Annotated in this window: 18 protein-coding genes; 8 read left to right on the top strand and 10 right to left on the bottom strand. The window is 71.8% G+C overall.

Annotated elements, in window-relative coordinates; genetic code table 11:
- Nucleotides 1-6 precede the first annotated feature (6 nt).
- Both AB0I54_RS39115 and AB0I54_RS39110 read right to left on the bottom strand, forming a co-directional pair.
- Complete coding sequence (locus AB0I54_RS39115; RefSeq protein ID WP_363301072.1) at nucleotides 7-624, bottom strand: DUF2064 domain-containing protein; 618 nt, start codon at nucleotides 622-624, stop codon at nucleotides 7-9.
- Complete coding sequence (locus tag AB0I54_RS39110; RefSeq protein WP_363301071.1) at nucleotides 621-1,328, bottom strand: glycosyltransferase family 2 protein; 708 nt, start codon at nucleotides 1,326-1,328, stop codon at nucleotides 621-623. Before AB0I54_RS39110 ends, AB0I54_RS39115 begins: the two co-directional genes overlap by 4 nt.
- Before the next feature lie 115 nt (nucleotides 1,329-1,443).
- Here AB0I54_RS39110 and AB0I54_RS39105 point away from each other — a divergent pair, with 115 nt between their 5' ends.
- Both AB0I54_RS39105 and AB0I54_RS39100 read left to right on the top strand, forming a co-directional pair.
- Nucleotides 1,444-2,211: a response regulator transcription factor gene (locus tag AB0I54_RS39105; RefSeq protein ID WP_363301070.1), complete on the top strand. Its 768-nt coding sequence runs from the start codon at nucleotides 1,444-1,446 to the stop codon at nucleotides 2,209-2,211.
- 2 nt (nucleotides 2,212-2,213) lie between these two features.
- Entirely contained in the window at nucleotides 2,214-3,326 is a 1,113-nt protein-coding gene (locus AB0I54_RS39100) for a HAMP domain-containing sensor histidine kinase (protein ID WP_363301069.1), read from the top strand.
- Nucleotides 3,327-3,501: 175 nt separating this feature from the next.
- Here AB0I54_RS39100 and AB0I54_RS39095 read toward each other — a convergent pair whose 3' ends face one another.
- Nucleotides 3,502-4,518, bottom strand: a complete 1,017-nt coding sequence (locus AB0I54_RS39095; RefSeq protein ID WP_363301068.1) for an NAD-dependent epimerase/dehydratase family protein — start codon at nucleotides 4,516-4,518, stop codon at nucleotides 3,502-3,504.
- Nucleotides 4,519-4,688: 170 nt separating this feature from the next.
- Here AB0I54_RS39095 and AB0I54_RS39090 point away from each other — a divergent pair, with 170 nt between their 5' ends.
- Nucleotides 4,689-5,468 (top strand): SDR family oxidoreductase, encoded by a 780-nt coding sequence (locus AB0I54_RS39090; RefSeq protein WP_363301067.1) that lies wholly within the window; start codon nucleotides 4,689-4,691, stop codon nucleotides 5,466-5,468.
- Between the two features lie 54 nt (nucleotides 5,469-5,522).
- On the opposite strand, the gene AB0I54_RS39085 is transcribed toward AB0I54_RS39090, so the two are convergent.
- The 7 genes from AB0I54_RS39085 to AB0I54_RS39055 form a co-directional block, all read right to left on the bottom strand.
- Complete coding sequence (locus tag AB0I54_RS39085) at nucleotides 5,523-6,137, bottom strand: ATP/GTP-binding protein (protein WP_363301066.1); 615 nt, start codon at nucleotides 6,135-6,137, stop codon at nucleotides 5,523-5,525.
- Nucleotides 6,138-6,169: 32 nt separating this feature from the next.
- Nucleotides 6,170-6,529, bottom strand: a complete 360-nt coding sequence (locus AB0I54_RS39080; RefSeq protein WP_363301065.1) for a DUF742 domain-containing protein — start codon at nucleotides 6,527-6,529, stop codon at nucleotides 6,170-6,172.
- 1 nt (nucleotide 6,530) lies between these two features.
- Nucleotides 6,531-6,959, bottom strand: coding sequence for a roadblock/LC7 domain-containing protein (locus AB0I54_RS39075; RefSeq protein WP_363301064.1), 429 nt, complete (start codon nucleotides 6,957-6,959; stop codon nucleotides 6,531-6,533).
- 1 nt (nucleotide 6,960) lies between these two features.
- Nucleotides 6,961-9,405, bottom strand: a complete 2,445-nt coding sequence (locus AB0I54_RS39070; RefSeq protein ID WP_363301062.1) for a nitrate- and nitrite sensing domain-containing protein — start codon at nucleotides 9,403-9,405, stop codon at nucleotides 6,961-6,963.
- A gap of 71 nt (nucleotides 9,406-9,476) precedes the next feature.
- Nucleotides 9,477-10,490: a sugar ABC transporter substrate-binding protein gene (locus AB0I54_RS39065; RefSeq protein ID WP_363301061.1), complete on the bottom strand. Its 1,014-nt coding sequence runs from the start codon at nucleotides 10,488-10,490 to the stop codon at nucleotides 9,477-9,479.
- A gap of 254 nt (nucleotides 10,491-10,744) precedes the next feature.
- Nucleotides 10,745-12,355 carry a multicopper oxidase family protein gene (locus AB0I54_RS39060; RefSeq protein ID WP_363301060.1) on the bottom strand — a complete coding sequence of 537 codons (1,611 nt, stop codon included), beginning with the start codon at nucleotides 12,353-12,355 and terminating at the stop codon, nucleotides 10,745-10,747.
- 76 nt (nucleotides 12,356-12,431) lie between these two features.
- Nucleotides 12,432-12,899 (bottom strand): hypothetical protein, encoded by a 468-nt coding sequence (locus tag AB0I54_RS39055; RefSeq protein ID WP_363301059.1) that lies wholly within the window; start codon nucleotides 12,897-12,899, stop codon nucleotides 12,432-12,434.
- A 144-nt stretch (nucleotides 12,900-13,043) separates the two neighbouring features.
- On the opposite strand from AB0I54_RS39055, the gene AB0I54_RS39050 reads away from it, so the two are divergent.
- From AB0I54_RS39050 to AB0I54_RS39030, 5 genes are all read left to right on the top strand, one after another.
- Entirely contained in the window at nucleotides 13,044-13,556 is a 513-nt protein-coding gene (locus AB0I54_RS39050) for a hypothetical protein (protein WP_363301058.1), read from the top strand.
- Nucleotides 13,557-13,693: 137 nt separating this feature from the next.
- Nucleotides 13,694-14,164, top strand: a complete 471-nt coding sequence (locus AB0I54_RS39045; RefSeq protein WP_363301057.1) for an NUDIX hydrolase — start codon at nucleotides 13,694-13,696, stop codon at nucleotides 14,162-14,164.
- A 151-nt stretch (nucleotides 14,165-14,315) separates the two neighbouring features.
- A complete protein-coding gene (locus AB0I54_RS39040) occupies nucleotides 14,316-15,137 on the top strand; it encodes a lysozyme (RefSeq protein ID WP_363301056.1) in 822 nt (273 codons plus the stop codon).
- 115 nt (nucleotides 15,138-15,252) lie between these two features.
- Nucleotides 15,253-16,287, top strand: coding sequence for a permease (locus AB0I54_RS39035; protein WP_363301055.1), 1,035 nt, complete (start codon nucleotides 15,253-15,255; stop codon nucleotides 16,285-16,287).
- Entirely contained in the window at nucleotides 16,284-17,012 is a 729-nt protein-coding gene (locus AB0I54_RS39030; protein WP_363301054.1) for a TIGR03943 family protein, read from the top strand. The genes AB0I54_RS39035 and AB0I54_RS39030 overlap by 4 nt, the downstream gene beginning before the upstream one ends.
- Nucleotides 17,013-17,102 lie beyond the last annotated feature (90 nt).

Below are 17,102 nucleotides of genomic sequence, written 5' to 3'. Positions count from 1 at the left end.
CGGGGCTCATCGGCCCGCGACCGCCGTCAGCCGGGCCAGCCGGGCCGCGAACCGGCCGTACGGTGCCGCGGCGGCGACGGCAAGAGCGTCGGCGGCGGTGTCGACGTCGCGCAGCCGGGGCAGGTCGCGCACCCGCAGGCCCGCGGCGACCAGCCGCTCCCGCTGGACGGCTCCGGTCTCCGGCGTCGACATGGGCACGCCCCGCAGCAGTCCCGGGTCGGGCTCTGCCAGCCCCAGGGCCCAGAACCCGCCGTCCTCGGCGGGACCGAAATACGCGTCGCAGCCGGCGAAGTCCACCGTGAGCAGATTTGGGGTCACCTGCGGTGTGTCCATGCCGATGAGCAGCGCCGGGCCGTCGCAGCGGGCGAAGGCGCCGGCCAGTCGCTCGTCCAGCCCGCCCGCGCACTGCGGTACGACGTCGAAGCCGGGCGGCAGCCAGGGGCCGGGCGCCCCGTCCAGGACGAGGACGCGCCGGGCGGCGGGAGTGGCCGCCACGGTGTGCAGGGTGTCCGCGAGGGCCGCCTCGGCGAGCGCCGCCGCCTGCTGGGCGGTGAACGGGGGCGTCAACCGGGTCTTGACCCGCCCCGGAAGCGGCTCCTTGGCGATGACGAGCAGAGTGGTCACCGGGCGATCCCCTCTCGGACGGGCGGCTCGGCCAGCACGCGGCGCATGTCCCGTACCGCCTGCCAGGTGCCGCGCCAGGTGCCCGTCACCTTGGAGACGCCGGACCGGGGCCGATACGGCACGTCGTGCTCGGCGATGCGCCAGCCCGCGTCGGCGGCACGCACGACCATCTGGAGGGGGTAGCCGTTGCGCCGGTCGGTCAGGGCGAGGGTCAGCAGTCCTTCGCGGCGGGCGGCGCGCAGCGGGCCGAGGTCGTGCAGGCGCAGTCCGGTGCGGCGGCGCAGTATCAGGGCGAGCGCGAGGTTGCCCACCCGGGCGTGCGGCGGCCACGCGCCCCGGCCCTGCGGCCGCCGCCGGCCGAGCACCAGGTCCGCCTCGCCGGCGCGCACCTCGCCGACGAAGGGCGCCAGCAGCGAGGGGTCGAGCGAGGCGTCGCAGTCGCAGAAGCACACGATGTCCGCGGTGGCGGCGGCCAGGCCCGCGTGGCAGGCGGAGCCGAACCCACGGCGGGGTTCGTGCACCACGGTCGCGCCCAGTGCGCGGGCGATGTCCGCCGAGCCGTCGGTGGAGCCGTTGTCCACGACGATCGCGCGCCAGCCCCGCGGAACGCGGGCGAGAACCCAGGGAAGGGCCTCGGCCTCGTTCAGACAGGGCAGGACGACGTCGACGTCCGCGGAGGGGGGAGAGATCGTCACGGCTTTCACCCTACGAACGCGAACGGTGCATTTCGGGCTTCCGCTCCTTACGAAACACGGACGTCCGGGGCCGGACCGCCCTGGTGGACCGCACGGGTGGGTGGGGTGGTGCGAGGCTGGACGCATGCAGCAGCCGTACGAAGCCGATGGCCCGGCGACCGAAGCCGATGAACCGGCGACCGCCACGAGGCGGCCGGGCGAGGGCGCCCGCGTCCTGGTCGTGGACGACGATCCCACCGTCGCCGAGGTCGTCTCCGGCTATCTGAACCGCGCGGGCTTTGTCGTGGACCGGGCCCCGGACGGGCCCTCGGCGCTCGCCCGGGCGAGCGCGCACCGGCCGGACCTGGTGGTCCTGGACCTGATGCTGCCCGGCATGGACGGCCTGGAGGTGTGCCGCCGGCTGCGCGGGCACGGCCCGGTGCCGGTGATCATGCTCACCGCGCGCGGCGACGAGGACGATCGCATCCTGGGCCTGGAGGTGGGGGCGGACGACTACGTCACCAAACCGTTCAGCCCCCGGGAGCTGGTCCTCAGGGTGGAGTCGGTGCTGCGGCGCACCCGGCCCGGCGTCGGTACGGGCCCGCTCGGCGCGGCCGGTCTCCAGGTCGACCCCGGCGCCCGCCGCGCCACCAAGAACGGCGTCGAACTCGCCCTCACACTCCGCGAGTTCGACCTGCTCTCCTTCTTCCTGCGGCATCCCGGCCGGGCCTACAGCCGTGAGGATCTGATGCGCGAGGTGTGGGGCTGGGACTTCGGTGATCTGTCCACGGTCACCGTCCATGTCCGCCGGCTGCGCGGCAAGGTCGAGGACGATCCGGCAAGCCCGCGCCTCATCCAGACCGTGTGGGGCGTGGGCTACCGCTTCGACTCCGGTGGACAGGAAGGGAGCTGACCGTGCGGGACGCCCTTCTCATCGCCCTGTACGCGTTCCTCGGCGCCGCCGCGACCGGCCTCGCCGGAGCGCTCGTCCTGCGGCTGATCCGCAAGCGGTCCTTCACCGCCTCGCTCACCGTGGTGGCCTCCGTCGCCGTGTTCGCCATGTTCGCCGGGACCCTGGCCGTGGCGGAGGCGATGTTCCTGTCGGCGCACGACCTGAGCGTCGTGACGACTGTCGTCGCGATGGCGGCCGTCGTCTCCCTCGCCACCGCGCTGCTGCTCGGCCGCTGGGTCGTCGCCCGCAGCCGTGAACTCCAGCTCGCCGCCCGCTCCTTCGGCGACGACGGCGACTTCGCCGCGCCGGACGCTCCCGCGACCGCCGAACTGGCGGCCCTGAGCCGGGAGCTGGCGGCCACCAGCGCCAGGCTCGCCGAGTCCCGTGACCGCGAGCGCGCCCTGGAGTCCTCCCGCCGCGACCTCGTCGCCTGGATCTCGCACGACCTGCGCACCCCGCTGGCCGGCCTGCGGGCCATGGCGGAGGCCCTTGAGGACGGCGTGGCCGCCGACCCGGACCGTTACCTCAAGCAGATCCGCACCGAGGTGGAGCGGCTCAACGACATGGTCGGCGACCTGTTCGAACTCTCCCGCATCCACGCCGGCACCCTGGCCCTGTCCCCGTCCCGGATCTCCCTGTACGACCTGGTCGGCGACGCCCTCGCGGGGGTCGATCCGCTCGCCCGCGAACTCGGGGTGCGGCTCGTCGGCGACCGGGTCGAACCCGTGCCGGTCGAGGTGGACGGCAAGGAGATGAGCCGGGTGCTGGGCAATCTGCTGGTCAACGCGATCCGGCGGACACCGGCCGACGGGACCGTCGCGGTGGCCGCCGAGCGCTGTCCTGACGGTGTCGTGGTGTCGGTGTCCGACGGCTGCGGCGGCATTCCGGAGGAGGACCTGCCGAGGGTCTTCGACACAGGCTGGCGCGGCACGCACGCGCGCACGCCGCCCGCCGGGGCGGGCCTGGGCCTGGCCATCGTCCGCGGGATCGTCGAGGCCCACGAGGGCCGGGCCGCCGTACGCAACATCCCGGGCGGCTGCCGCTTCGAGGTGACCCTGCCCGCGGCCGAGCGATGACACCCGGCACGACGGTCACCGTGTGCCGGGCCCTTCCCCGCGCAGCCGTGCCCGGGCGAACTCGTGCATCCCTGCCTCGAAGCCGACCTCGGGCTTCCAGCCCAGCGCGGCCCGTAGTCGTGACGAGTCCGCCGTGATGTGCCGTACGTCGCCCAGGCGGCCATCTCGCCGAAGGTCACCGTGTGCCGGGCCCTTCCCCGCGCAGCCGTGCCCGGGCGAACTCGTGCATCCCTGCCTCGAAGCCGACCTCGGGTTTCCAGCCCAGTGCGGCCCGCAGGCGCGACGAGTCGGCCGTGATGTGCCGTACGTCGCCCAGGCGGTACTCCCCGGTGACGACGGGTTCGGGGCCGCCGTACGCGGCGGCCAGCGCACGTGCCATCTCGCCGACAGTGTGCGGCTCCCCGCTGCCCGTGTTGTACGCGGTGAGCGCACCGGCGGCCGGGTCCGCCTCCAGCGCCGCCACATTGGCCGCCGCCACGTCCCGTACGTGCACGAAGTCCCGCCGCTGGCGGCCGTCCTCGAAGACACGCGGGGCCTCGCCGCGGGCCAGCGCGGACCGGAAGAAGGAGGCGACGCCGGCGTACGGGGTGTCCCGGGGCATCCCGGGCCCGTACACGTTGTGGTAGCGCAGCGACACGGCCGACCCGCCCGTCGCCCTGGCCCAGGCGGCCGCCAGATGTTCCTGGGCGAGCTTGGTCGTGGCGTACACGTTGCGTGGATCGACGGGCGCGTCCTCACCGACCAGGCCGGGGGACAGTTCCTCACCGCACCTCGGGCACACCGGCTCGAAGCGCCCCGCGTCCAGGTCGGCCACGGCCCGCGGCCCGGGCCGTACGACCCCGTGCCGCCCGCACTCGTAGCGGCCCTCCCCGTAGACCACCATCGACCCGGCCAGCACCAGGTTCCGTACCCCCGCGTCCGCCATGGCGGTGAGCAGTACGGCGGTGCCGAGGTCGTTGCGCGAGACGTACTCGGCCGCATCGGCGAAACCCTGGCCCAGACCGACCATGGCCGCCTGGTGACAGACGGCGTCGACGCCGGTCAGGGCGCGGGCGACCGAAGCCCCGTCACGCACGTCGCCGCCCGTGTCCGCCCGCACGTCGAACACCACGGGCTCGTGCCCGTGCGCCACCAGCGCCTCGACGACATGGGACCCGATGAACCCGGCACCGCCGGTGACCAGTACACGCATATCCACACGCTAGGTCCGCACCACCGCCGCACGACACGAGCGCGCCCGGCACGTCATCGCTCCGTAAGGACGGACGCCGTCGCCGTGGCCGCGTCGCGCAGCCCGGGCGGGGACCGCCGTTCGGCCTCAGTCTGGAGAGGAAGGGACCCATCCGCAGCGAGGAGCGGGCGATGGCAGTGGAACTGCAGGACAGAACGGCCGTGGTCACCGGTGCGAGCAAGGGGATCGGTCTGGCCGTGGCCGAAGCGCTGGCGACGGCCGGGGCCCAGGTGGTCGCGGCCGCCAGAACCTCCACCCCAGGGCTGGACGCGCTCGTGAAGAGCGGGGCCGCCCGCTGGATCCCGCTCGACCTGACCGAGCCGGACAGCGCGGAGCGGCTCGCGGCGGAAGCCGGGCTGCGCATCGATGTGCTGGTGAACAACGTGGGCGCGGCCCCCGCGCGCCCCGGCGGATTCCTCGCCGTGAGCGACGCCGAGTGGCGGCGGACCCTCGATCTCAACCTGTTCGCCACGGTCGCGGTGACCCGTGCCGTGCTGCCGCGGATGCTGGAGGAGGGACGCGGCTCCATCGTCAACATCGCCTCCGTCAACGCCGAACTCCCGGACCCCATGGTCATCGACTACGGCGCGGCCAAGGCGGCCCTGGTCAACTTCTCCAAGGCGCTCTCGAAGGAGTTCGGACCGCGTGGCGTGCGGGTCAACAGCGTCAGTCCCGGACCGGTGGAGACGGAGCTGTGGCTGGGCGGGGGCGGAGTGGCCGACACCGTCTCGTCCGCGGCCGGACTGAGCCCCGAGGACGTGGTGGCACGGGCGGCGGCCGCCACGGTCAGCGGCCGCTTCTCCCGGGCCTCGGAGATCGCCGACCTGGTGGTCTTCCTGGCGGGCGACAGGGCCGCGAACATCGTGGGCAGCGACATCCGCATCGACGGGGGATTCGTACCGACCTGGTGAGACGGGCGGGCGGCGCCGGACAGCCCGTGGCACCTGCCCGCCACGGCCCTTCCCTCAGTCCTTCTCGCCCGCCCGGACGGCCGCGGCGATCAGCCGGTCGATCAGGGCGATCAGCACGTCGCGCGACGACTCACGCTCCCGTGCGTCGCACAGCAGCACCGGGGTGCCCTCGGGCAGCGCCAGGGCGTCCCGGACCTCCTCGGGTGTGTACGGGTGGAGCCCGTGGAACCCGTTGACGCCGACCACGAACGGAATGCGCCGCCGCTCGAAGAAGTCGATGGCCGCGAAGCTGGCCCGCGGCCGGCGGACATCGACCAGCACCACGGCACCCAGCGCCCCCACCGCCAGGTCGTTCCACATGAACCAGAACCGCTGCTGCCCGGGGGTGCCGAACAGGTACAGCACCAGATCGCTGCCGATGGTGATCCGGCCGAAGTCCAGGGCCACCGTGGTGGACCGTTTCTCCTCGATCCCGTCGAGGTCGTCGACGTCGAGGCCCGCGGTGGTCAGCGGTTCCTCGGTGCGCAGGGGGACGATCTCGCTGACCGACGCGACCATGGTGGTCTTCCCGACACCGAATCCCCCCGCGATCAGGATCTTGACGGTGTCGGGGGCGGCGACCGCCCCGGCGGCGGAGCCGGGGCCCGTCCGGCGGATCTGGCTGGCCATGAGTGGCGGTGCCCTTTCGTCTTCGGTGGGTCTCAGAGGTGCCCGAGGCCGTCCCGCACCTTCTGCAGCAGCTCCAGATCGGGTTCCGCGTGGCAGTGGGGGTGCGGTGGGTGGGCGGTGATCCGGCCGGACTCCAGCAGGTCGCAGAGCAGGATGACGACGACGCTCACGGGCAGGTCGAGGTGGGCGGCGAGCTCGGCGACGGCGACCGGCCGAGCGCACTGCCGAAGGATCCGGGTGTGCTCGGGCTGCAGCCGGCCGGCCCACGCGGGCGGCGGATCCACCGCGGTCACCGTCGTGATCAGCGTGAAGTCGGCGCGGCTGGGCCGGGTCCGTCCGCCGGTCAGGGCGAACGGCCGTACGAGACGGCCCGCCGCGTCGCCCCCGCTCACCTCACTCGCCGCGTTCGGACACGACGAGGCCCGTGCGCGGTGCCGCGCTGAGGTGCTCGCCGATCTTCTTCACCAGCATGTTCATCTGGTACGCCACCACACCCACGTCGGCGCCCTGGCTGGTGAGGACGACGAGATGGGCGCCGGGTCCGGCGGCGGTCAGGATCAGATAGCTGTTGGCCATCTCGATGAGGGCCTGGCGCACCGGGCCGCCGCGGAAGTCCATGCTGACGCCCTTGCTGAGGCTCATCAGGCCGGACGCGGTCGCGGCCAGGCGCTCGGCGTCGTCACGCAGGAACCCGGTCGACTTGCTGACCACGAGTCCGTCCTCGGACAGGACGACGGCGTGGTTCACCTCGGCGACCCGGTCGACGAGTCCGGTGAGCAATTGGTCGAGCTGGGTGTGCGTGGCAGGGGTGGGGCGGGTCATGTCAGCGTCCTTCATGAGCGGTCGGCGGGCTGAGTCGAGGAGCGGGGTCCGGCTGCTCGGGTGGAGCCGGGGGCTCGGCTGTGGCGGGGACGTCCACCCCCGGGTCCTGTGGAGCGGTTTCCTCTGCCTGGTCGTACTGCGGATCCTTCTCCGCCTGGTCGTACCGCGGTTCGCCCTCCTCGTCACGTGCCTTGAGCGTGCCGCGCTGGAAGCCGGCCAGCGACGACGCGGCGCGTTCCGCGGTGAAGTCGTCCGGGAAACTGTCCAGGAAGCCGTCCTCCTCGGCCGGCGCCGACTCCTCGCGCAGTTCGAGCACCAGGCTCGTCTGCGGCACCCGGCGCGGCAGCGGGACGGGACGGCCGGACCGGCCGGTCCCGCCGGACCCGGGCGGCTCCTCGCGGGCGTCGGCGGTCCGGGCCGGCGTCGCCTGCCGCGCTCGCTGGGGGAGAGGCGGCGCGGCCTCGGCCTCCTTCTCGTCCGCCGCGTCGTCCATAACGTCCGGCGCGGGCGGGGCGGGGGTCTCCCGTACGACGATCTCGTGCGGGACGAGGACGATCGCCGTGGTGCCGCCGAACGGCGACGGACGCAGGGTGACGGCGATGCCGTGCCGGGTGGCGAGCCGGGCAATCACGAACATGCCAAGCCGAAGGTCGTCGGCCAGGGCCACCACGTCGAACTGGGGCTCCACCGCCAACTGGGCGTTGAGTGAGGCGTAGTCCTCCTCGGACAGGCCGAGCCCGCGGTCCTCGACCTCGATGGCCAGGCCCTTGGCCACCATCGCCGCGCGCACCTCGACCGGGCTGGGCGCGGGGGAATACACCGTCGCGTTGTCGATGAGCTCGGCCAGCAGATGGATCACGTCCGCGACCGCGGGCGGGGCGAGGCTCACCTCCTCGTCGGTGCGCACGTCCACCCGCTGGTACTCGGCGACCTCGCCGACGGCGCTGCGCAGGATGTCGATCAGCGCGACCGGCTCGGTCCAGCTGCGTCCGGGCCGCTCACCGCTGATGATCACGAGGTTCTCCTCGTAGCGGCGCAACTGGCTCGCGGTGGAGTCGAGTTCGTACAGACCCTTGAGGACCTCCGGGTCGGTGTGCTGCCGTTCCAGCCCGTCGAGCCTGCTGAGCTGAAGGTTGACCAGGTTCTGGCTCTGCCGGGCGATGCCGAGGATGACCTTCTGGAAGCCGCGCCGGATGTCGGCGAGTTCGACCGCGGTGTGCACGGCCGTGCGCTGTGCGGTGTTGAACGCCTTGGCCACCTGGCCGAGTTCGTCCTCGCCGTAGTCCAGCGGCGGTGTCGCCAGCTCCACGTCGATCCGCTCGCCGCGGTCCAGCCGCGCGACGACGTCGGGCAACCGGTCCTCGGCCAGACCGAGGGTGGCCATCCGGAGACCGTGCAGCCGCCGGGACAGGGAGCGGGTGATGCGCCAGGACATGCCGACGCACAGCAGCAGGGCGACGAGTCCGCCGACGCTCAGGGAGGCGGCGGTGACCAGCAGTTCGTGCGCCCTATCGGCGCTGCGGTGGAGCAGGTCGGCCGTCTGCTGCCGGATGAGGGCCGAGTACTCGTCGGAGACCTTGATCAGCGCGGCGCGCCACTGCTTCTGCACGTCCGGCAGGGCGATCCTGTGGTCCTTGCCCATGGTCGCGCGGGCCGCGAGCACCTTGCCCTCGATGGACTCCAGGGTCTTCCAGTCCGCGCTCTGCAGGATCCGCTCGGTCTGCCGCTTCGCGTCACCGGTGAGCGAGGCGACGATCTGGTCCTGTACGAGCCAACGGCGGGCGTTCACCAATTGCGCGAACTCGGCCCATGTCTTCTCGTCCATGTACCCGGCGGGCCCGGCCAGGGTGAGCTGTGTGTCCTCCTCGGACACCAGCTCGGCCGCGTGCTCCAGCGCGACGAGCGGACCGGCCTGCGAGGTGAGGTCGCCGTCGTCGACCTGGGAGAGCTCCTGGAAGCCATGGATCTGGTCGTCGATGATCGAGGTGTACTGGCCGAGCGACTGTGCGGCGGTGATGTCGGTGGGGTCGTCCACCTGGCCGCGGTAGTACTCCAGGCTGCTCACCGAGGCGACGACCGAGTACAGCCGGTCCTTGATGCGGGCCGGTGCCTTTTTGATCGCGTCGGCCCGGTCGACCAGCTTGGCGACCGCCGCGTCGGTCTTCTTGCGCTGGGCGTCCAGTGCGGCCCGGGAGCCGTGCCCCGAGGCCAGCCATACGGCCGACAGGCTGCGCTCCTGCTGCAGGGCGAGCGTGGCCTCGGTGCCCATGGCCCCGGTGGACCTGCTCAGCTGCGTCTGCGAGCGCAGCCGTAGTCCTTCGGAGAACATCTGTGTCGTCGTCACGCCCCACATGGCGGCGAGGGTGACGCTCGGCACGAGCGCCAGCAGGATCAGGGAGAGACGTATGGAGCCGAGACGGCGCCGGGCACCTGTCCGTGGAGACATCGTCGTCCTAGAGGGCGGTCAGCGGGGCGGGGGAGTGCGCGGGGAGCGCGGTGGGTCGAGGGCGGGGCAGGTCAACGTGTGCCACTGGCGGCGTACTTGGCCACCGTGGCCACGTTCGTCCTGGTCACGAAAGCGGGGCCGGTGAGCACGGGGGCCACGCCGCCGCCGCTGACGTTGCCGTTGGTCCGGTACAGCCACAGCGAGTCCACGGCCAGATAGCCCTGCAGATAGGGCTGTTGGTCGACGGCGAACTGCACGTCCCCGCTCCGCACGGCCTTGACCAGGTCCTTGCTGAGGTCGAAGGTCGCGATGTGCGCGCTGCTGCCCGCCTGCTTGACGGAGTTCACCGCGGCGAGCGCGAACGGGGCGCCGTTCGTGACGACTTCGTCGATGCTCGGGTCCTGCCGCAGCCGGGACGCGATGGCGTCGGTCACGGCCTTGCTGTCGGTGCCGTCCACATAGAGCATGTCCGTGCGGCCGGTGAACGTCTTCTTCACTCCGGCGCAGCGCGCCTCCAGGGCGATGTTGCCGCGCTCGTGGATGACGCAGAGGGTGTGCTCGGCCTTGAGACCGTCCAGCTTGTCGCCGACCGCGCGGCCCGCGACGCTCTCGTCCTGGCCGAAGTACTCCAGGACTCCCTCCGACTTCCACACGTCTATACCGGAGTTGAGGGCCACCACCGGTATGCCCGCCGCCCTGGCCCGGGCGATCGGGCCCTTCATCGCCTCCGGCTTGGCCAGGGTCAGCGCGATGCCGTCGGCCTTGTCCCGGATCGCGTCCCGCACCAGTTCGGCCTGCCCGGCGGCGTCCAGGTCGCCGGCATAGGTCAGTTCGACGTTGTCCTTGGCCGCCGCGGCCTCCGCGCCCCTGCGCACCAGGTCCCAGAAGGTGTCACCCCGGTCGCCGTGGCTGACCAGGGTGATCTTCATCCGGGGGGTGCCCGCCTTGCCGGCGCTCGACTCCGACCGGGTGCCGTCGGATCCGGAGCAGCCGGATATGAGCAGACAGGTGACGACCAGCACCGCGGCCGGCATGAGGCCGTGCGCCGGTCTGCCGTGGGCTGGACCTGGGGGAGGAGTGTTCATGAGGGTGCGGCACCTCGCTGTGCGGCCGAGCATGAGGGGGATGGATCGCGACCCGCGGCACATATCTGTGCCGACCGGCGACTCTCCTGGCCGGAGCCAATCGCGTGTGACCGCAGGTGGTCAAGTGAGCGATCAGCGTTAATGCGTTGTCGCTGCCGCATCGTGACGATACGGGCGGTGCGCGCGAGTTGGTGCGAGCGCGACCTGGGCCGCCGCTCCCTGGTGGGGAGCGGCGGTCGGGCGTGGCGGCGCGGTTATGCGCGGTAGCCGAGGACCGTCATCATGCCACTTTCCGAGTGGTACTGGTTGTGGCAGTGGAGCATCCAGAGGCCGGGATTGTCGGCGTCGAAGTCGACGACGAGCTTGCGGTGGGGGAGCACGATCGAGGTGTCCTTGCGGGCCCCGGCGTCCCAGAGGGCGGCCAGGGCGAAGGTGTGGCCGTGCAGATGCAGCGGGTGCCACATGTCAGTGGCGTTGACGAGGGTGAGCCGGACGCGTTCGCCCTGACGGACGGGGTGGCGTTGGGTGACGGAGTAGGGCTTGTGGTCGAAACCCCAGTCGAACCGCTTCATGTTGCCGGTGAGCCTGACGCGTAGCTCCCGGTCGGGCTCGCGTTTGCCGAGGTCCACGGACTCGTGCGGTCTCATGCGGCGGGCGGGTACCAGCTCTCCGTCGAGTTCGTCGGGGCGGACATTGGCTGGCGGAACGGTTCTTCCCTTGCCGGTGCGCAGGAGGGCGATGCCCTGGCCGTTCTTGCCCTCGGCGAGGGCGACGAACGGGAAGACGCCGTCCTTGACGGTGACCAGGACGTCGTAGCGCTCGGCCATGCCGACGACGAGCGCGTCGGTGCGCTTGTGCTCGATCGGATAGCCGTCGGTGTGCGTGACGGTCATGGTGTGGCCGCCGAGTGCGACGCGGAAGGCTGTCTCGGAGCCCGCGTTGATGATCCGGAGCCGGATGCGGTCGCCGGGCTTGGCCTTGAACACGGACGGGGCCGACGGTACGCGTCCGTTGATGAGGTAGTGGGGGTAGGCCACACTGCCGCCCTCGCTGTGCAGCATGGGGCTGAAGGAGTGGTGGAGGAGACGGGAGGGACCGGCGCCCTTCGGGCCCGCATGGCCGTGCTCGGCACCCCTGGCCACGCCCATGCCCTCCATCGTCACGTGCTTGCCCGGGGGGATGAGCTGCGTCAGGACGTTGTCGGGGGTGGAGCCGTTCACGCCGTCGAGCCAGTCGTCCAGGACGATCAGCCACTCCTTGTCGTAGGCGAGGGGCTCCTTGGGGTCGTCGATGATGAGGGGGGCGTACAGGCCGCGGTCGGGCTGCATTCCGACGTGGGAGTGCAGCAGGTACGTGCCCGGGTGGCTGGCGGTGAACCGGTAGGTGAAGTCCGTTCCGGCCGGGATGGGCGGCTGGGTCAGGTCGGGGACGCCGTCCATGTCGCAGCGCAGGCGCACGCCGTGGGAGTGGAGGGTGGTCGTGGTCGGCAGGCGGTTGGCCAGGGTGAGGCTGAGGACGTCCCCGGCGGTGACGCGGACCAGCGGGCCGGGCAGGGTGTCGGCGTAGCCCCAGGTGTTCACCCTTCGTCCGCCCAGATCCACGGTCACCGGTTCGGCGGTGAACTTGTACGTGCGCACAGGGCCGGACCCGCGCCTCCGCTCGGTGGCGCGGACCTCGGGACCCGAGGGCAGGACATATCCCTTGGGGCCTTTGGGGACGAAGCCGCCAACGTCCACGCTCGCCCCGTTGCCGAGGCGGGGACTGGTTTGCGGGTCCGGGCCGGATTCGGTGCAGCCGGCGAGTACTCCCAAGCCGACGGCCGCGATCGGGGCACGGAGCAAGGTACGGCGCGAAGGTGTGTGCATGACTGAATAACACACGTTTTGTTGTGATATGTCCGTTAACCGGGGGCGACTCGTTCGGTGGTGTCGGCCGCCGCGGTCAGTCCCACAGGGGAACGGTCATGACCCGCTTGTATCCCTCCGGCCGGGTGTCGGTGTAGGTGAGGCTCATTTGCGTGAAGTGCGCCACCCGCGGGTCCCTCTTCCAGGGCTCCGGACGCTCCAGCCGGATGACCACCGGGTATCCGTGGAACGTACCTGCCGCGCAGTACGGCTTGCAGTCGTTCACCACGTTCACCCCCACGGCCGTCGCGGACGTCGGGCCCCACTGCGACCAGTGCATCGCGACCAGCCGGCTGTTGCCGTCTCCGCAGGCCAGGATGAAGTTCACGGGCTGCGTGTTCGAGCGGAACGCGCAGTCGACGAGCACCGGGGCCGACTGCTGCGTCACCGCCCGCGGGGCAGCCTGTGCCGATGCGGGCGAGGTGGCGGAGGCCGTGGTCATCGACGCCGTGAGCACTGTGCCCGCCCCGAGAATGATCGCTGTGTACACCGCTGGTCTTGCCATCGTTGCTCCCGGTAGTGGGCGATCGCCTCTGTATCGACGCTACGACCGTCCCGGCCGATGCACCACTCGCACGGAGTAATGGGCGCCGACGTGGTGCGCCGTGCATGATCGGTCCGTAGACGGCGGCACGGAGTGTACGGGGGCATGGGCATGGCGGCACGGACATACGGCTATGTCGGACCCGGTGATCCGAAGGCGCTCGTACGGCCGGGCGGAGCAGGCGAGGGCATCCGCTGCGCGGCGGACTTCGCCCGATGGGTGTCGGCTCGCACCGCGGTGGAACTGGCCGAGCCGTTCACCTTCGTGGTCGATCCCGAGGGCGTGCTGCGCCTGGCGCCGCGCCGCAGTGAGCATGTGGTCTGCGCCGGGGGCGGGCCGGTGCTCGGGGCCGGCGAGTTGAGCTTCCGGGAGGACCGTGGACGGTGGGCGGTCGACGAGGTCAGCAACCAGTCGACCGGCTACTGCCCGGACGTCGGCTCATGGCCGGCCGTCGCGGACGCGCTGGACCGGGCCGGCCTCGTCCGTCCCGGTTGCTTCACCCATGAGGTGGTCTTCCGCCGCTGTGTGTCGTGCCGACAGGTCAATGTCGTACGCGAGGACCACTACGTCTGCGCCCTGTGCGACACGGACCTGCCGCCGGACTGGAACGTCGCTTAGGTGGCCCTCGCCCAGGAGAGGACGAGGCTCCCCGCCTCCTTCCGCAGACCTGTGCAGGGCCTCCTCCCGGAGACCCGTGCACGCCACCGCCGCACCGCCGGTACCGCGGCCTGCGCCGGGTGCCGGGGGCGCCCCCGGTGTCCTCGGTGTTCGTCGCCCTGGTGCAGCCGACGGACGACGGACGTCTCCTGGTGGGCCGTATGTCGGCCTCGACGGCCGCCCCGGGCCGACTGCAGTTGCCCGGAGGCTCGATGGAACCGCCGCCGCACGGCGAGCCGCTCGACGTGGCCGCGCTCCGTGCCCATGCCGCCCGGGAACTGGTCGAGGAGACGGGCCTCGACACACCACCCGAGGATCTGACCCTCTGGCTGGTCACCCGCGGAGAGCACGGGAACGTCGGATTCCTGTTCCGCGCCCCGGCCCGGCCGGCCGAACTGCTGCACCGGCGCTTCGCGGCTCTGGTCGCCGCGGAGACGGCACAGGGGCGTGAGCCCGAGCTGGACCGGATCGTCCTCGTCGGCTCCGAGGCCGAGTCGGCAGGACTCGGCGGACCTCAAGTGGACTACCTGGGCCCGGTCGTGCGGCGGTTCATGGATGAACGCGGGTGAGCGGTGGCGAGCCCCCCTCCTGGTAGCCCCCGGGTCACTCGATCGGAGCCATCCGGCCCCGATCGCCCTCCGTTGGGCGGCGCTTGGCGTGCGGCGGCGGTCGGCCGCGGGTCAGATGGTCTGCGTGCAACGATCATCCATACACACAGCCATGGCCACAGCCATACGTGCCCGCCGCACCCGTCTTGCCGCGGCCGTCGTCCCCTCCGCCGTTCTGGCGCTGCTCGTGCCGTCGGCGGCCGTACCCGCCTCGGCCGACGGCACTCCGGTGCGCGGCTCCGCCCATATGGGCATGGGAGTCATGACCCACGACGGCAGCAGCGGAGCACCCGGCGACGCGCGCGCCGGTCAGACCGAAGGTGTCGACGTCGCGAGCTACCAGGGTGACGTCGCCTGGTCGAAGTTGTGGAGCAGCGGCGTCAAGTGGGCCTACACCAAGGCGAGCGAAGGCACGTACTACACCAACCCCTCCTTCTCCGACCAGTACAACGGCTCGCGGAAGGTCGGCATGATCCGCGGCGCGTACCACTTCGCCACGCCCGACACCGGCACCGGCGCCTCCCAGGCCGACTACTTCGTCGACCACGGCGGCGGCTGGAGCGACGACGGCACCACGCTGCCGGGTGTGCTCGACATCGAATGGAACCCCTACGGCGACGACTGCTACGGCAAGTCGCCGAGCGCGATGGTCACATGGATCCGTAACTTCCTGAACCGGTACAAGTCCCGCACCGGCCGCAACGCCGTCATCTACACCGCCACCAGCTGGTGGAACACCTGCACGAAGAGCTACGGCGGCTTCGGGGCGACCAACCCCCTGTGGGTCGCGCGCTACGCCTCGTCCGTCGGGGAACTGCCGGCGGGCTGGTCGACGCACACGATGTGGCAGTACACCTCCACCGGGGAGCTCGTGGGCGACCGCGACAGGTTCAACGGATCCACAGACCGGCTGAAAGAGCTGGCCACCGGCTGAACTGCCCGTCAACGACCGTTCCGCAGTCCTCCGTTCGCGCCCGGCGGCGTGTGCGGGCGGCACCGGCCGTCCTCGTCGCTTATGTTCAGCCACGGATCCGATATTTGGAGTAGAAATGCCAAAAGCGGATGAACTGGTTGATGCGGCGGGAGGGGTGGCGGTCGTACCCGTCAGCCCACCGAGACGACGGCTGCTCCCGCGGCCGTTCGTCGCCGGGGCCGCGACGGCAGCCGGCGCGGTGGCGGTGGTGTTCGCGCTCGCCGGAACCCAGTGGCTGAACCACCCGGCGGTCGAGGCCTGGCGCACCGTCTGCCTGGCCATCACCGTCCAGGCGCTGCCGTTCCTGCTGCTGGGCACGCTGCTGTCCGGCGCGATCAACGCCTTCGTACCGGCCGACCTGTTCACCAGGGCGCTTCCCCGGCGCCCCGCCCTCGCCGTTCCGGTGGCCGGAGTGGCCGGAGCGGTCCTGCCGGGCTGCGAATGCGCCTCCGTACCCGTCGCGAACAGCCTGATCCGCCGGGGCGTCACCCCGGCCGCGGCCTTCGCCTTCCTGCTCTCCGCCCCCGCGATCAACCCGGTGGTGCTGACCGCCACCGCCGTGGCCTTCCCGGGCAGCCCCGCGATGGTCGCCGCCCGGCTGCTCGCCTCGCTCGTCACCGCCGCGCTGATGGGCTGGCTGTGGCTGTGGCTGGGCAAGGAGGAATGGCTGCGGCCGGCCGTCCGGTACGCGGGCCACCGGCACGGTCACAGCCGCTGGACCGAGTTCCGGCTCGGCTTCCAGCACGACTTCCTGCACGCCGGAGGCTTCCTCGTCCTCGGCGCCATGGCCGCGGCGACCTTCAACGTCCTGGTGCCGCGCTCGGTCCTCGACGCGTTCTCCGGCTCGGCCTGGCTCTCGGTGCTCTTCCTGGCCGCCCTCGCAGTCCTCCTGGCGGTGTGCTCGGAGGCCGACGCCTTCGTCGCGGCCTCGCTCACCGGCTTCTCGCCGACCGCCCGCCTCGTGTTCATGGTCGTCGGCCCGATGGTCGACCTGAAACTGATCGCCCTTCAGGCCGGCACCTTCGGCCGCGCCTTCGCCTGGCGCTTCTCCACGGCGACCACCGTGGTGGCGATCGCCGCGGGCGTCCTGATCGGAGGCGTGCTGCTGTGAAACGCCACGCCCAGACGGCGCTGCTGGTGCTGACCGGACTCGGCCTGCTGCACGCCGCCCTGTTCAGCGACCTCTATCTGCGCTACGTCAAGGAAGGCCTGCGCCCGCTGCTCATCGCCTCCGGCGTGCTGCTCACCCTGCTGGGCCTGGCGAGCGCGGCCCTGGACCGGGGACACGAGGAACACTCCGGTCACGCGCACGGCCACGACCACTCCACCGCTCCCCGCGTCGCCTGGCTGCTCTTCCTGCCCGCTCTGAGCCTTCTGCTCTACGCCCCGCCCGCCCTGGGTGCCTACACCGCGGCCCACTCGAACAACAAGGCGGTCAAGGCGCAGAAGCGGTTCGACCCCCTGCCCGCTGCCTCACCGCTGCCCCTGACGCTCACGGACTTCACCAGCCGCGTCCAGCAGGACCGCAGCCTCGCCATCAAGGGCCGCAGCGTCCGGCTGACCGGCTTCGCCACCCCGGCCGGGCCGGGCGGCGGCTGGTATCTGACCCGGATCATCTTCACGTGCTGCGCCGCCGATTCGCAGACGGTCAAGGTCCGTGTGTACGGGACCCCGGCCCCGCCCGCCAACAGCTGGCTGGCGGTGACCGGCGCGTGGCACCCCAAGGGCACCCTCGGCACGAGATCCGCGGAAGCGGCCCTCGACGTACGTCAACTCCAGCCCATGGCCCAGCCGGTCAACGCGTTCACGGACGACCTGCCTCTCACCCCGTCCTAGGGCCTGTCCGGCGGATCAGGCCGGCTCCAGGCAACGGTGCCTCATCAGCGCAGGTGAGCGGGGCATGGTGCGTCCAGCTGCAAGGCGGAG

The organism is Streptomyces sp. NPDC050625 (assembly GCF_040654755.1).
Classification (GTDB): domain Bacteria; phylum Actinomycetota; class Actinomycetes; order Streptomycetales; family Streptomycetaceae; genus Streptomyces.
Note: the sequence above shows the minus strand (reverse complement) of the source record. Positions and strands in the feature narration are given on the sequence as shown.